Source organism: Prosthecobacter sp. (genome assembly GCF_049294395.1).
Taxonomy (GTDB): Bacteria; Verrucomicrobiota; Verrucomicrobiia; order Verrucomicrobiales; family Verrucomicrobiaceae; genus Prosthecobacter.
In genome coordinates this window covers 1-14,496 of sequence record NZ_JBAQCR010000289.1, presented here as the reverse complement: position 1 = coordinate 14,496, position 14,496 = coordinate 1, and the positions used below count along the sequence as shown (strand labels likewise).

General features: G+C 60.1%; 12 protein-coding genes and 1 tRNA gene. 7 read left to right on the top strand and 6 right to left on the bottom strand.

Going from position 1 to position 14,496, the window contains the following annotated elements; translation table 11 throughout:
- Nucleotides 1-62 precede the first annotated feature (62 nt).
- Nucleotides 63-1,571 carry a hypothetical protein gene (locus WAW39_RS19540; protein WP_422320843.1) on the bottom strand — a complete coding sequence of 503 codons (1,509 nt, stop codon included), beginning with the start codon at nucleotides 1,569-1,571 and terminating at the stop codon, nucleotides 63-65.
- Between the two features lie 122 nt (nucleotides 1,572-1,693).
- On the opposite strand from WAW39_RS19540, the gene WAW39_RS19535 reads away from it, so the two are divergent.
- The 3 genes from WAW39_RS19535 to WAW39_RS19525 all read left to right on the top strand — a co-directional run bounded on the left by WAW39_RS19535 (nucleotide 1,694) and on the right by WAW39_RS19525 (nucleotide 5,902).
- On the top strand, nucleotides 1,694-2,269 hold the full coding sequence (locus WAW39_RS19535) for a DUF4339 domain-containing protein (protein ID WP_422320842.1): 576 nt from the start codon (nucleotides 1,694-1,696) through the stop codon (nucleotides 2,267-2,269).
- Nucleotides 2,270-2,392: 123 nt separating this feature from the next.
- Nucleotides 2,393-4,561 carry a DUF1549 domain-containing protein gene (locus WAW39_RS19530; RefSeq protein ID WP_422320841.1) on the top strand — a complete coding sequence of 723 codons (2,169 nt, stop codon included), beginning with the start codon at nucleotides 2,393-2,395 and terminating at the stop codon, nucleotides 4,559-4,561.
- Between the two features lie 39 nt (nucleotides 4,562-4,600).
- Nucleotides 4,601-5,902, top strand: a complete 1,302-nt coding sequence (locus WAW39_RS19525; protein ID WP_422320840.1) for a DUF1501 domain-containing protein — start codon at nucleotides 4,601-4,603, stop codon at nucleotides 5,900-5,902.
- A gap of 87 nt (nucleotides 5,903-5,989) precedes the next feature.
- Here WAW39_RS19525 and WAW39_RS19520 read toward each other — a convergent pair whose 3' ends face one another.
- Nucleotides 5,990-7,411: a Gfo/Idh/MocA family protein gene (locus WAW39_RS19520; protein ID WP_422320839.1), complete on the bottom strand. Its 1,422-nt coding sequence runs from the start codon at nucleotides 7,409-7,411 to the stop codon at nucleotides 5,990-5,992.
- A gap of 151 nt (nucleotides 7,412-7,562) precedes the next feature.
- On the opposite strand from WAW39_RS19520, the gene WAW39_RS19515 reads away from it, so the two are divergent.
- Nucleotides 7,563-8,909, top strand: coding sequence for an alanine/glycine:cation symporter family protein (locus tag WAW39_RS19515; RefSeq protein ID WP_422320838.1), 1,347 nt, complete (start codon nucleotides 7,563-7,565; stop codon nucleotides 8,907-8,909).
- 63 nt (nucleotides 8,910-8,972) lie between these two features.
- Nucleotides 8,973-9,046 (top strand) — tRNA-Gln (locus tag WAW39_RS19510).
- 90 nt (nucleotides 9,047-9,136) lie between these two features.
- Here the strand turns inward: WAW39_RS19510 and WAW39_RS19505 are convergent.
- The 3 genes from WAW39_RS19505 to WAW39_RS19495 all read right to left on the bottom strand — a co-directional run bounded on the left by WAW39_RS19505 (nucleotide 9,137) and on the right by WAW39_RS19495 (nucleotide 11,246).
- Nucleotides 9,137-9,484, bottom strand: coding sequence for a hypothetical protein (locus WAW39_RS19505; protein ID WP_422320837.1), 348 nt, complete (start codon nucleotides 9,482-9,484; stop codon nucleotides 9,137-9,139).
- Between the two features lie 78 nt (nucleotides 9,485-9,562).
- Nucleotides 9,563-9,853: a GIY-YIG nuclease family protein gene (locus WAW39_RS19500; RefSeq protein ID WP_422320836.1), complete on the bottom strand. Its 291-nt coding sequence runs from the start codon at nucleotides 9,851-9,853 to the stop codon at nucleotides 9,563-9,565.
- Between the two features lie 28 nt (nucleotides 9,854-9,881).
- Complete coding sequence (locus tag WAW39_RS19495) at nucleotides 9,882-11,246, bottom strand: DUF1501 domain-containing protein (protein ID WP_422320835.1); 1,365 nt, start codon at nucleotides 11,244-11,246, stop codon at nucleotides 9,882-9,884.
- 95 nt (nucleotides 11,247-11,341) lie between these two features.
- On the opposite strand from WAW39_RS19495, the gene WAW39_RS19490 reads away from it, so the two are divergent.
- Nucleotides 11,342-12,850, top strand: a complete 1,509-nt coding sequence (locus WAW39_RS19490; RefSeq protein ID WP_422320834.1) for a N,N-dimethylformamidase beta subunit family domain-containing protein — start codon at nucleotides 11,342-11,344, stop codon at nucleotides 12,848-12,850.
- A gap of 200 nt (nucleotides 12,851-13,050) precedes the next feature.
- On the opposite strand, the gene WAW39_RS19485 is transcribed toward WAW39_RS19490, so the two are convergent.
- A complete protein-coding gene (locus tag WAW39_RS19485) occupies nucleotides 13,051-14,166 on the bottom strand; it encodes a zinc-binding dehydrogenase (protein ID WP_422320833.1) in 1,116 nt (371 codons plus the stop codon).
- Between the two features lie 139 nt (nucleotides 14,167-14,305).
- Here WAW39_RS19485 and WAW39_RS19480 point away from each other — a divergent pair.
- Nucleotides 14,306-14,496, top strand: a 191-nt coding sequence (locus tag WAW39_RS19480; protein ID WP_422320832.1) for a hypothetical protein, incomplete at its 3' end; no start/stop codon positions are given.

The window sequence follows — 14,496 nt, the reverse complement described above, 5'->3', positions numbered from 1 at the left end:
GTCCAGAAACCGGCTGAAGCCGGAACTACAATACATGCTCTCTGACCTACCGACCGCCTGCCTCACTCCAGCTCCGGCAGCACATTGCCGTAGGTCCAGGGCTTGCCGAACGGCGGAGCCTTCGGCGGCTCGGGCTTGGGCTCAGCGGCCATTTGGTTTGCCAGCTCGACGCCCTTCTTCGCCATCTGCGTTCCCGCCGTGATTTCGAGATTGGAGTAGGCGGTCAGGCGTGTCTCATAGCCGCCGCCATGTGGGCCAAAGGCTTCTTCCGTGGGCACGTAGCCGACGATGCCGTTGGAAAGTTCACACGGGAAGGTGAAGGCGTGGTGGCTGCCCTTTTTGATGTCCAGGCCATACTGCACGAAGTATTCGGCCGGATCGGAAACAAAACACGCGGGCCCCACTTTGATGCACTGCACCTCGCAATCCACGAGGGGCATGGTCTTGTTGAGGTGGTCCAGCATGAGGATTTCCTTCGCAAACAGGTAGTCGGTGCTGTCTCCTGCCACTCTCGGTTTGCTCGCGATTTCAAGGCTCTTGGCAACACGCTGCGCCGAAGGCGGCCGGCGTTTGATCTTCAAAACTTCCTGGCGCGTATCGATCGGCGCGGCGGTGATCCGTGGCATCGACAACAAAACACGGATGGCCTCCGCACCCACACGCCCGCCGACAAGCTGGCTCCATTCCTCCGGCTTGGGGCGCTGGCTGGTGCTGAGGTTGTCCACCTGCGTGATGTCACCGCAGGCCCCCTGCATGAAGACCACGGGCGCATGCGTGCCGAGTCCTCCCTGAATGGTTTTTTCGAGGTATTGAATCCAGTTGGCCGAGATGCCGCCGGGATTGGTGGTGGCATGACAGGCAAAGTTCACCACCACACCGACCAGCTGCCCCTGCATATCCCACGCGCCGATGACACCGACCTGCGGGTCGATGGGCCCGGCGTATTCGAGGATGTCCGGATTGCCCGCCCCGGGGTGGCTCCAGCTCTGCCCGTTCTTCATGCGCAGGCGGCGATTGAAGGACACCTTGTCCTCATGGCCAAAGCCGCAGCCCAGTTGCACCGGCACTTTGTTTTGATTGGCGGCCACCACTCCGGCGACAATTTCATGCGTCAGCCGCAGCAGGTAGCCCGGATCGGCACAGGAGGATTCCTCATAGGCCAGCTTTTTCACCAGATCAGAAGCTGTGTCATATTCACCCGGCATGACCATGCCCACGGGGCCGGAACTGTGCGAATGCGAGGCGCAGATGAGCACGGCGTCCCCGGTGATTCCGGTGGCTTTTTCAATCTGCGCGCGGGCATCCAGCACGATCTGCCGTGGTACGACCAGCGAGTCGAGACCAATCACCACTGCCGTCTTTTTCCCGTCATCAAACAGCGCCACCCGCACCTTGCAGGCGTCGTGGAAGGTCCGGTGGAAGCTCTTGCCGTAGCCGCCCGGCTGCTCCATGCCGATCCCCGGGGTGATGTCCCGCTCGGCAAATCCGGCCTTGATGCTGGAGGTGGTGGCAGGGGGCAGGGCGTGCAGAGTCAGGGTGGACAGGCCGGCAAGGAGGGTGAGGAGGCGCATGAGTGGAGTACGCGCACACCGGGCATGTTTGAATATAAAAAACTTACAATACATCTTGGTGCGGTTATTGCATATTACCCGCACTCCGAACTAACATAGAGCCGTTGGTTCCTTACAGATTCGTGCATGCCGCTTATTACATCGCCAAAGGCCAGAAGACACTCGGTCCGTGTTCAAAGGACGACCTGCGCAATTTTCTCGCCTACGGTTCGATCCGGGACAGTGATCTGGTGAAGCGTGAAGACGAGGAGCAGTGGCGTCCCGTTTCGTCTCTCTTGGAACTTCATGCCGACGGGTTGGTCGTTGCGGACGGATTGACCGTGTTGCCCACCCGCCGTCGGGTGGCTCGCTATCGTGACTACAACCGCGTGCCCTACAATCAACGCGGTGGCGCGGTGATGCGGCGCATGATCATGGGTTTTTTGTTTTTCCCGCCGTTGCTGTGGTGGGCCGCCGTGGCCTTGTATTCAGACCATATTTTCCGCCAGAAGAAGGATGAAAACGGCTACCTCCTCGTCTGGGGCCGCTGGGTGGAGGTGCTGGTTACGGCCATGATCATTGTGAATGCCGTCGCCTGGTGGATGGCTATTGCCTACGCCTCTTGGATTTTGGGGCCGGGCCTTGCTGAGCTGATGAAGGGCATGGGGGAAGCTGTGGATGTGGTCAAAGGGCTGCTCAATGACACCTCCGCGAAATGATTTTCTCGTGCCTGCGCCGTTGCCGTCATGGCTGGCAATGACTGGATTGCCATTTGGTGTGCAGGATTTGGCATCCTGAAGCGATGCTGACATCTGCCTTCGGAGCGCTGCGTTGGTTCTGGCATGAAAGCCAGCCACACACTTGCGTTTTTCACCACCACCTTGTTCGCCGTCGCGCTGCATGCCGCCCCTGTGGACACCACTGCCGCATCCAAGCAGGTCGATGCACTGCTCGCCAAAAGCTGGCAGAAGCACCAGATCAAGCCGAACGCCCTTGTCGATGACGCCACCTTCCTCCGCCGTGTGTATTTGACGGTGGTGGGCCGCATCCCCACGCTGGATGAAGCCCGTGGCTTCTATGCCTGCCAGATGCCGGACAAGCGGGCCAAGCTCATCGATTCACTCCTCGCCAGCGAAGGCTATGTGCAGAACTTTTTCAACTACTGGGCGGATGTGCTCCGTGCGCAGAGCCAGGGCGTTGCCGGCAGCACCACGTCGCTGAATTACCTGAACTACCTCCGCGCCGCGCTGCGGGAGAACAAGCCGTATGATCAGATCGCCCGCGAGCTCGTCTCCAGCGAAGGCTCCTGCTTCGACACCGGCGCCATCGGCTACTACATGCGCGACCGCGGCATGCCGCTGGACAATCTCTCCAACACCACCCGCATCTTCCTCGGCACCCGCATGGAGTGCGCCCAGTGCCATGATCACCCCTTCGACAAATGGACGCAGAAGCAGTTCTACGAAATGGCGGCCTTCACGCACAACATGAGCGCCTCCAGCTACCGCTCCAAGAGCGGAGACGAAGTGCAGAAGATGATCCGCAATGACAAGTCCCTCGACAACGACACCCGCGATCTCATGCGCCAGGCGCTCAATGAAGCGACCCGCTCGCTGCGTGACACCTTGGTGGTGCAAAACAAAGGCCAGCTCCGTCTGCCACACGACTACAAGTACAAGGACGCCAAGCCCAAGGATGTCGTTCAGGCTTCCGTCATGTTTGGCAAGCCCGTGCCGCTGCAGAAGGAGTCGAACACCATCGGCGAATTCGGCCAGTGGCTGACCTCTCCCGAAAATCCACGCTTCACCACCATCATCGCCAACCGCCTCTGGCAGCGCGTCTTTGGTGCCGGCCTCTACGAGCAGGTGGACGAAATGATGGACAATAGCGTCGCCTCCAATCCCGAGCTCATGCACTTTTTGGAGCGGCAGATGGTCGCGCTGAAATACGACATGAAGGCCTACCTGCGCCTCCTGCTCAACACGCAGACCTTCGCCCGTGAGAGCACCAAGGAAGTCTCCCCCGGCACCCCTTACTACTTCCAGGGCCCGGTCTTCCATCGCATGCGCTCAGAGCAGGTGTGGGATTCACTCGTCACGTTGGTGAGCCCTGATCCCGATCAGCCCAACTGGAGCAGCCGTGAACGCGAACGTCGTGATCTCGAAAACCGCCATCATCTGGCCCAGCTTCTCGACAAAACCGAGGCTCCGCTGCTCTACGAAGCCGCCAAAGAAGTCGCCGCCGCCATGCGCGAGCAGAACAAGGAATTCGACAAGCTGCGCAAAGAGTTGGATGAGGCGCGCAAGACGGACGACAAGGTCAAGGCCCGCGACATCCAGCGGCGCCTGGGCGAAAGCCAGCGCATCCTGCGCGAGCAGGTCTCCAAGTGCTTCTACGCCGCCGCGAAAAAGTCCGGCAATCAGGAGATCCAGAAGGAACTCGCCGCCGTCAGTGGAGACGGCCCCATGGAAATGGCGATGATGAATCTCATGGAAGACAGCCGCGTGGACGCCAAGGCTACACCGCTGGATCCAAGAGTCATGTCCATCATCAAGGCCGACGAAGCCGTGCTCGGAATGAAGGATGAAAAAAGCATCAAGGGCTTCGAAAACTTCCAGCGCTCGCTCCACCAGACCTGGAGCCGTGCCGCGGAGCTGCCGTCTCCCGCACCGCGTGGTCACTTCCTGCGTGAGTTTGGTCAGAGCGACCGCGAGATCATCGAAAACGCCAGCGACGAAGCCAGTGTGCCACAGGCGCTGACGATGATGAACGGCTCCCTGCTCAACCAGCTCACCAGCGCCTGGTCCACGCTCAGCATCAATCTCCGCAAGGCCAAAACCAACGACGAGAAGATCGACACGCTCTTCCTCAGCCTCTACTCCCGCACACCGAACGCCAAGGAGAAGGCCCACATGCTCCAGACCGTGGAGAGCTACGCCTCCTCCAAGACCCTGTGGGAGGACATCACCCTCGCAGCGCTCAGCACGCAGCGCTTCATCTTCGTCGAATAATTCCCGCCCTGCCTCAGCAACACCTCATTTGAATTCACCATGAAAACGCCCAACAACGATCTCTCCCGCCGCGCTGTCATGACCCGCATGGCCCAGTCCTGCCTCGGGGTCGGTTTGCTGCCCTCCGTGGAGCATCTTTTCTCCGGCAAAGCCTTCGCCGTCGGTGAAGGCAGCGCCACCGCCAAGCAGGCCGCCACCGCGCGTAACGTCATCTTCCTCTACATGACCGGTGGCCAGAGCCATCTGGACACCTGGGATCCCAAGCCCGACAACAAAGAGGTGTCAGGCCCCGTGAAGGCCATCAAGACCAGCGCCGATGGAGTGCAGGTCAGCGAATACCTGCCGCGCATGGCCAGGCAGATGCACCACGCCTGCGTCATCAATTCGATGGCCACCAACACCGCCGCGCATGAACAGGCCAACTACTTCATGCACACCAGCTTTGGCCTGCGCAGCACCATCAAGCATCCCGGCATGGGCGCATGGCTGAGTTTCTTCCAAGGCCCCGGCAATCCCGCACTGCCGCCGTATGTGTATGTTGGCAATGACAGCCGTCATCCCGGCGCAGGCTTCTTCGCGAAGAGGCACGGCCCTCTCATGGTGAACAATCCCGAGGCCGGTCTGCAAAACGTCTCCCCGCAAAAAGGCGTCACCGATGAACGCTTCGGCATGCGCCGTGATCTTGCTCGCTCGCTGGATGCCGAGTTTCAGGGCAAGTGGGACACTCGCGGCGTCAAAGCCTACTCAGACGTTTATGATGACGCGGTGAAGCTCATGAAGAGCGAAGACTTGGTGGCCTTTGATCTGACCAAGGAACCCGACGCCGTGCGTCAGGCCTACGGCAAGGACACCTTCGGCCAGGGCTGCCTCCTCGCTCGCCGTCTCGTGGAGCACGGCGTGCGCTTCATCGAAGTCAGCCTCGGCAGCTGGGACACACACGTGGCCAACTTCATCAATGTGCCGCAGCTTTGCAACACCCTCGACACCGCCCTCGCGGCGCTCATCACTGATCTGGAGCAGCGCGGCTTGCTGGACAGCACCATGATCGTGGTCAGTTCCGAATTCGGCCGCACGCCCAAGATCAATCAGAACCAGGGGCGTGATCACTACCCCATCTTCTCCTCTGTCATCGTCGGCGGCGGCATCAAAGGCGGCATCAAATACGGCTCCACCACCCCGGACGGCGCCGGCATCGCCACTGACAAGGTCGGCCCGCCCGATCTCAACGCCACCATCGGCTACGCCCTCGGCCTGCCGCTTGATCAGGTGATCTATTCCCCCAGCAAGCGTCCCTTCACCGTGGCCGACAAAGGCCAGCCTCTCACGCATCTGTTTGCATGAGGCTTTGAAGCTCACAAAGAAAACGCCCGGCAGTGTGAACTGCCGGGCGTCGTTGTTTAGATTTGGCGCATCAGGCCTGCAGCCCGATTAGATGGACTTGTAATCCCAGCCCTGGCGGTAGGCCGCACGGGTGATGAGCTTGTTCGCATCCGCATTGTCGGACTCCTGCTTGGCGGCGTCCCAGTTGATGACTTTGCCTGGGTTTGCAATGGCCAGATTGCCGAGGAGACAGAACTTGGTCAGCGGCACGGAATAATCAAAATTGCTGCCGCAGATCTTGTCCTGCTCGATGGCGCGGATCAGTTCCAGCTGTGGTTCGCCTTCGGCCAAGGAGCCTTCCAGCTTCAGCTCAGGCTTCTTGCCACCGAGGAAATCGGTCATCTTGGTGCCCGGGATGAGCCTTGGGCTGCCGCAATAGTCGTCGGTGTTGAGGATCACGCCGGCGTCGCCACGGAGGAGGAAGCCGCCCTTGATTTTGTCCCAGTCGCGGTCGGCTTCCAGTTCAGCCGGACGCTCAGGCTTCAGGCTGCCTTCATACCAGTGCAGTTTGATCTCACCGTATTTCTCGGTCTTGAAGTAGAACACCACATGGGAGGACTTCGGCCAGCTCACGTCCGTCAGTTCATTGCACTCAGCTTCCATCTTGTAGGGTTCGCCCAAGCCGCAAGCCCAGAACGGACCATCGAGAAGGTGGCAGCCCATGTCGCCCATGGCACCTGCGCCGTATTCGCGGTGGCCGCGCCAGGCGAAGGGATGCAGACCATCGGTGAAGGGGACGGATGGGCAGGCGGCCAGCCAGTGTTCCCAGTTGAACAGATCTTCGGCGGTGTCGACCATGATGTCTTTGCCGTCCGGGCCTTTCTTCTTCTCTTTGATCTTCGGCACCGTGCCATTGATGTACTTGGCCTTGGCTTCATTGCCCTGGGGCCAGATGGGGCGGTTCGTCCACACGTGGATTTCTTTGACGTTGCCCACGATGCCTTCGCTCACCCACTGCTTGAGGAAGCGGATGCCCTTGCCGGTGTGACCCTGGTTGCCCATGTTGGTCTTCACGCCTTTCTTCTTGGCGGCTTCATGAAGCTGATTCGCTTCCCAGATCCGGTTCACCAGGGGCTTCTGCACGCACACATGCTTGCCGCGCTTGATGGCTTCCATCGCTGCAGGGTAGTGCGCGTGGTCCGGGGTGGACACCGTGACCATGTCGATCTTGTCGCCCATCGCTTCGAACATCTCGCGGAAGCTCTCAAACATCTTCGCGTCCGGGTACTTCTGCTGCGCCTGCTTCAGGCGCTCACGGTCCACGTCACAGATGGCCACGATGTTGGCACCCTTGGCGGAGATGCCCACGTCAGAGGCTCCCTTGCCACCTGCACCACCGATGCCGGCCACATTGATTTTTTTGACGGCACCTTCCTGGCCAATCAGCAGATTGGGGAGAAAAATGCTGCCGGCAGTTGCGGCGGTGTTGCGGAGGAAAGTACGGCGGTTGGGGAAGAGAGAGGGCTTCATTTGGATGGATTGGGGCCACAAAGATAGCGGATTGGCGCTGAAATACGCAATGGGAATGTCGCCTCCCCCAAAAAACGTCTTCGAAGAGGAGAAATGCGCCTAGGGCATCGTTTCTGCTTGGCGGAAGGCATCTTCCCCCCTAGAAGGCTTTATGGACTTTGCCAAAATTGCTTCCGACCTCTCCGGTTTTGTCTGGGGGCTGCCCCTCATCATTTTGCTGTTTGGCACTCATTTGTTCCTGACCGTGCGCACCGGCTTCATCCAGCGCTTCCTGCCGCAGGCGATCAAGATTTCCTTTTCGCGTGAAAAAGAAGGGGAGGGGGATGTCTCGCAATTTGGCGCACTGATGACCGCACTCGCTGCCACTATCGGCACCGGCAACATCATTGGCGTGGCTGGAGCCATCACCATGGGCGGCCCCGGTGCCGTGCTGTGGATGTGGCTGACGGGCGTGTTCGGCATCGCCACGAAATACTCCGAAGCCGTGCTGGCCGTGAAATATCGCATCACCATGCCAGACGGCAGCATGGCCGGTGGGCCCATGTATGCGCTGGAGCGCGGTCTGAAGCAGAAGTGGCTCGGTGTCCTGTTCGCCATCTTCACCTGCATCGCCGCCTTTGGCATCGGCAACATGACCCAAGCCAACAGCATCGTGGAGCTTCTCCGTGAGCACATCAAACCCGACTCCGATGTCGTGCTGCGCTGGGTGGCTGGCAGCGTGATGGCCGTGCTGACTGCTGCCGTGGTGCTCGGCGGCGTGAAGAGCATCGCCAAAGTCTGTGAGCTTCTCGTGCCCATCATGGCCGTCGGCTATGTCTTTGGTTGTTTGCTGGTGCTGATCAAAAACTATGCCGCCTTGCCGCAGGCTTTTGCAGACATCTGGAATGGGGCCTGGAGCGGTCAGGCCGCGGTCGGCGGTTTTGTAGGTGCCACTTTGAAGCAGGTGGCTCAGGCGGGGATCGCCCGCGGTTTGTTCTCAAACGAATCCGGGTTGGGCAGCGCACCCATCGTGGCGGCGGCGGCTCAGACCCGCAATCCCGTCCGGCAGGCGCTCGTCAGCAGCACCGCCACCTTTTGGGACACCGTCGTGGTCTGCCTCATGACCGGCCTGGTCATTGTCAGTAGCGGTCACTGGAAAGACGGGCTGCCCAAAGGGGCTCTCACCAGTGCTGCCTTCGGGGATCTGCACGCAGTCGGCCCCATCTTTCTGCTCTTCGGCCTCATGACCTTCGTGTTCTCCACCATTCTCGGCTGGGGTTACTACGGCGAGAAGGCCGCAGAGTACCTCTTCGGCACGCGCGCGGTGAAGCCCTACCGTCTTCTCTGGGTGCTGGCCGTTCTGTTTGGCTCCGTGCAGCCAGCCCAGGCTGTCTGGGACTTCGCAGACGCCGCCAACGGCCTCATGGCCATTCCAAACTTGATCTGCCTGATCTGCCTCAGCGGGGTGATCGTGGCCGAAACCAAGGCCCACAAAAAAGAATTGACCGGACGGGGTTGAAAAAATCTGCCCTCGCACTTGCAAGAACGTCGGGGGCCTCTATTCTCTCCGCCCGCCACTCACTGCCTCATGGTGTAATGGTAACACAGCAGATTCTGAATCTGTTATTCAAGGTTCGAATCCTTGTGAGGCAACCACTCCTGCCACAGGCAGGATAGACAAAAGAAAACGGCACGTGCATCTCAAGGACGCAGCGTGCCGTTTTGCTAAAACAAGGGATCAACAACTCAGGCTGTGGCCTGCGCTGCTGCAAGGATCGCGGAATCTAGGCGGGCCAGGCGATGCGCGCTGGAGGCGCTTTCGATGCCTTCGAGGGCGCGGTAGGTCTTGCCCACCTTCTTCACCAGACCGCAGTTGGTCAGCTTGAGGATCTTTTCATACGAACGGAGGCGCAGCATCTCTTCGCCGCCGCTCACCGCATTCTTCAGCTTCAATCCTTCAAAGACTTTCGAAAACAGGGCTTTAAACTCGAAGGTTTCACCGGTAGAAAGTACGTTCACCAGTTCATCGGTGACGTGATCAACTACCCGGCGGGAGAAAGGCGCTTTTTTCGTGACTGCTTTTGTGGTGACCATCTTTCCCTGTACCACAAAAAAGGCTCGCTGTCTCGGAAACCCTTCGCAAATGTCACATTTCTCCTGCGTAAATGCGCATCATGCCGCTAGATACGCATCTTTCGCGCATCGGCTAAGTTTTTTGAAAGAAAATTCAGCTCTTAAGGCTGCCGATTTGCTCTTCTGCGGCCAGGAGCGCACCAGACTCACCGGCCCGCGGCCACGTGTGTAGCGCGCTCCCTTGCCGGCATTGTGCTGGGAAATGCGGCGCTCCAGATCATTGGTGATCCCGCAGTACAGCGTCCCGTCTTTACACAGCAGCACATAGATCTGCCACTTTTTCTTGGCAGGCTTGGCTTTGGCGGCGGGCTTTTTCTTTTTCGTCGGCACGGCGCATCATAGCCGGTGCGGCAGGAAATCAAAACAGCTCGCTGATCGTCGAACCTTCTGTCAAGGCCACAGGCCTCCCATCCGCCGAGGTGTAGCTGATCTCGCGATAATCGTATCCCAGTGCCGAATAGATGCTGGCATGAATGTCGGCCGGTGTGATCGGACGATCTTTGGGGAAAGCCCCGGTGGCATCCGAACTCCCGATGACCTGGCCGCCGCGCACTCCGCCTCCGGCGAGCACGACGCTGTAGCAGCCCGGCCAGTGATCACGGCCGGCGTCGGTGTTGATCTTCGGCGTGCGGCCAAATTCACCCATCCAGACGACCAGCGTGCTTTCCAGCAGGCCGCGTTCTTCCAGATCGTCCAGCAGCGCGGAGTAGGCCTGCTCCATCGGCGGCACCAGCCGGTTCTTGAGCCCGTTGAAGTTGTCCTTGTGGGTGTCCCACGTGATGGAGGGGCCGTTCACCGTCGTGACAAACCGTGTGCCGGATTCCACCAGACGGCGCGCCAGCAGGTGAGACTGCCCCCAGCTGTGCCGGCCATAGCGCTCGCGCACCTTGTCCGGTTCCTTGGTCAGGTCGAAGGCATTGGCAGCCTTGCCGGACTGCAGCATGGTCGTAGCCTGCTCATTGAAGATGTCCATCTGCGCCGTCTGCGTTGACGCGATGGGCCGTGAGGCGGCGCTCATTTGATTCAGCAGCGCCAGGCGCTCTTGAAAACGTGCGGGGGTCAGGCTGGCATCCAGCCCCATGTTCCTTACTCGAAACGCAGCGGCGTTCGGATCATCGTCCAGCACATAGGGATCAAAGCGCGTGCCCAGGCAGCCGCCAAACTGGCCCGGTGTCAGGTACACCTTGCTGTCGCAGTGTGGAAACGGCGTGATGACATACGGCGGCACTCCCTTGCTGAAGCCATCCCGCTGCGCCAGCCAGCCGACAAGCGTGCCTACTCCGGGCAGATCCGTAGGGCTGGGCGTGATCAGCGTGCTGTCCACCCGATAGGGCCGCCCCGTGGTGGCCCAGTGCATGCCGCCATTGTGACTGCTATGCCCATGATGCACGGAGCGGATCACTGCCAGCTTGTCCATGCGTTTTGCCATCTGCGGCAGCAGCTCCGTCACATGAATGCCGGGAACGTTCGTGCGGATCGTTTTGAATTCGCCGCGAATCTCCACCGGCCCGTCCGGCTTGGGATCCCAAAGGTCGATATGGCTCGGCGCACCGCCATTGAAGATCATGATCACCGACTTGGCCTTGCCCAGCCCGATGCTGCTCTTGTTGACTGACGCACCCAGCGCCGCGAGCTGGTTCAGCCCCATGCCAAGCATTCCCACGCCACCGGCATGAAGGAAGCTGCGTCGCGAAAGGCGAATCTCTGGAACGGAAGTGCTCACGATTCACAACCTACGGGGCCAGGAAGAAGATCTTGCGAATGCGAAGTTATTTGCGTCGCCTGCTATACCCGCCGCCGCGCTCTCGTATTACTCTCATGGATCGCCGAGACTTCATCAAAACCACCAGCGCCGTCGCAGCCATGACGGGTGCACGCAAAGTATTTTCCGCACCTGCTGCGAAACGTCAGCCTGATCTGATCAAAACCGAAAACGCCAAACCCGGCGCAAGCTTCCAGCTCACCCGCATGCGGCCCGATGACTCGAAGTCCTACCGCACCTCGCTCATCGAAGGCTACTGCTCCCGCCAGTCGGTCAAGGCCGGTGAAAAGCTCGACATCTTCGTCAGTACCAAGCCAGTCGCAAAATTCACCATCGACGTCTTCCGCATGGGCTACTACGACGGCGCAGGCTCACGCCTGATGACCACCCTCGGCCCCTTCGAAGGCAAAGAACAGCCCGTGCCCGAAATGGCCGACAAACGCCTCCGCGAATGCCAGTGGGAGTCCACCACCTCCCTCACCATCCCCGCCGACTGGCCCAGCGGCGTCTATCTCGGCCGCCTGAGCACGATCCCTGAGGCCGCCGACAAGCCCTACTGGCAGAGCTACATCATCTTCATCGTCACCGACGACCGCCCCGCCGACATCCTCTTCCAATGCAGCGACAACACCTGGCAGGCTTACAATCGCTGGCCCGTCAATGAATCCCTCTACACTGATCCACGCGCCGCGCATGCCCCCGGTGTCAGCGTCAGCTTTGACCGCCCCTACGGCAAGTACGTGCAGATCTTCGACAACCCGCAGAGCATGGGCAGCGGCGAATTCCTGCTATGGGAATACCCCCTCTGCTACTGGCTCGAAAAGGAAGGCTACGACGTCACCTACTGCTCGAACGTGGACAACCTCAATCCCGCCAATCTCACCCGCGTCAAAACCATGATCAGCATCGGTCACGACGAATACTGGGACATGCGCCAGTACACCAACGTCAAGCAGGCCATCGCCGACGGCCTCAGCGTCCTCTGGCTCTCCGCCAATGACGTTTACATGGTTACGCCCTTCACCCCGAATGCAAAGGGCGCTGCCAACCGCCGCCTCACCCGCGAAACCTGCTACGGTGAATTCCGCGAGGAAGAAAAAGAGGCCTATTCCAAAGTCCTCGGCCCTTTCGAAAACCCCGGCCCGGATGAGCGGGACATCATCGGTGCACGCACCATCGTCCCCTTCAATGGCGGTGGCGACTGGACCTGCGCCAAGCCCGATCACTGGCTCTTCGAAGGCACCGGCATGAAGCGGGGCGACAGCATCCCCGGCCTCGTCGGTTGGGAATTCCACGGCGACCCCGACACCGCCCGCCCCGGCCTCGAAGTCGTCGCCGAAGGCAACGTTTGGGCCAGTGGCGTCCGCCTCGGCAAATACGCCGCCACCCTCTTCGAAGGCCCGAAGAAAAACATCGTCTTCAACGCCACCACCATCTTCTGGAGCCAGGGACTCAGCGATCCCCCCGGCCACATGATCCCCTGGAGCCACTTCTCCCGCCCCCACGGGCCCGATGAGCGCGTGCAGCGCATCACAAAGAATGCACTGAAGCGGGCGATTGGATAACGACGCAACGACGCGCGCTCCTTTTTGGACTGCGGTTGCGCAGTGAGGCACGAACGAAGCTACCGCTTTCGCAGGGCTCTCAGTACGCGCATGCGATGAAACATCCGGCACCAACCGCAGGTGATGGTCGCAGGCCGGTCAGCACGCACGTGCCGCGAGACATTCGAAAGTGGCAGCTCTCGCCGCCGCACTCCGAAACCTCACTCAAACACAATCAAACTCCGCGCCACCTCGCCTCTCTGCAGCGCATCATACGCTTCATTGATCCCTTCCAGCGGATACCGCTTCGTCACCAGCTCATCCAGCATCAGCCGCCCGGACTGATGCATGCCAATCAGCAGCAGCAAATCCGTGCGCGGCTGCGTGCTCCCATACAGGCTCCCACGCAGAGTCTTCTCCGCATACACGAGCTGGTTCACATTGATCGACGCACGATCCGCCGCGCTGGTGATGCCCACCATCACGCACATGCCGCCCTTCTTCGTCGCATCAAACGCCTGCTCCGCCGTCTTCCCAGAACCGAACGCCTCAAACGCATAGTCCACGCCCTTGCCATCGGTCAGGTCCTTGATCGCCTGCACCGGATCACCCGCGTTGATGTCCACATAATCCGTCGCGCCAAACTGCCGTGCATCACCCTCTTTGCGACTGAATTTATCCACCGCGATGATCTGCCGCGCCCCCGCCATCCTCGCACCCTGCACGATGTTTAAACCGATCCCGCCGCAGCCGATCACCGCCACCGTGCTGTTCGGCTGCACCTTCGCCGCACGCTCCACCGCGCCCACGCCGGTGATCACCCCGCACCCAATCAGCGCCGCTTTTTCAAACGAGAACTCCTTGGGGATCTTCACCACCGAGGCCTGCGGCATTGTCGCCAGCGAGGAGAAGGCTGAAACCCCCGCGTAATGCCGGATGCTCTCACCTGCCGAATTCTGAAAGCGCGTCGTGCCATCCGGCATCAGTCCGGTGAAGCGCATCGCCGTGCCCATGTCACACAGCGCCGGGCGTCCGCTGCTGCAGTACTCGCATTTCCCGCAAGAGCCGCGCCACACCAGGATCACATGATCACCCATCTCCACTGAAGTGACACCTTCACCCACGGCTTCGATCACACCGCTGCCTTCATGACCGAGGATGATCGGCATCGGCATGGAAAGGTCGCCCTTCATCACATGCAGGTCGCTATGGCACACGCCAGCGGCCTTCATTCGCACCGTCACTTCACCTTTCTGGGGAGGGAGAACACGCACCTCTTCGATGCGCAGGGGTTGCTTCGCTTCATACAAAACGGCGGCTGGGGCGAGGGTGGACATGGCAGGATGAGAGAGCATTCAGGCGTGCGGGCAAGCGATTCGTTGGGGGAGTTAACCTGCGCCGGTAGAGCTTGCTTTGACCTGACCGTGCCCGATGCTGAAGACTAAGCCTGATGGCTTAAATTTATTCCCTAACTTAATGAAACATACCCTCTGCCTGATCGCCGGTCTCTTCACCCTCTCCCTTCTTCCGGCGTCTGCAGCGGATGAGAAAACTTATCCGGCCAAGGATCCCATTCTTAAATACGAGGTTCCTGCCAAATGGACCACTGAAGTGGACCCCAAGGATGGAGACGTCGCCATCACTTCCGACGATGAGCGGATCGCCGT

What these genes read in the sequence shown, in the direction of transcription:
- WAW39_RS19520 (WP_422320839.1), bottom strand. Translation starts at nt 7,411, where the DNA reads ATGAAGCCCTCTCTCTTCCCCAACCGCCGTACTTTCCTCCGCAACACC.
- WAW39_RS19530 (WP_422320841.1), top strand. Translation starts at nt 2,393, where the DNA reads ATGAAAGCCAGCCACACACTTGCGTTTTTCACCACCACCTTGTTCGCC.
- WAW39_RS19540 (WP_422320843.1), bottom strand. Translation starts at nt 1,571, where the DNA reads ATGCGCCTCCTCACCCTCCTTGCCGGCCTGTCCACCCTGACTCTGCAC.
- WAW39_RS19525 (WP_422320840.1), top strand. Translation starts at nt 4,601, where the DNA reads ATGAAAACGCCCAACAACGATCTCTCCCGCCGCGCTGTCATGACCCGC.
- WAW39_RS19515 (WP_422320838.1), top strand. Translation starts at nt 7,563, where the DNA reads ATGGACTTTGCCAAAATTGCTTCCGACCTCTCCGGTTTTGTCTGGGGG.
- WAW39_RS19485 (WP_422320833.1), bottom strand. Translation starts at nt 14,166, where the DNA reads ATGTCCACCCTCGCCCCAGCCGCCGTTTTGTATGAAGCGAAGCAACCC.
- WAW39_RS19505 (WP_422320837.1), bottom strand. Translation starts at nt 9,484, where the DNA reads ATGGTCACCACAAAAGCAGTCACGAAAAAAGCGCCTTTCTCCCGCCGG.
- WAW39_RS19490 (WP_422320834.1), top strand. Translation starts at nt 11,342, where the DNA reads ATGGATCGCCGAGACTTCATCAAAACCACCAGCGCCGTCGCAGCCATG.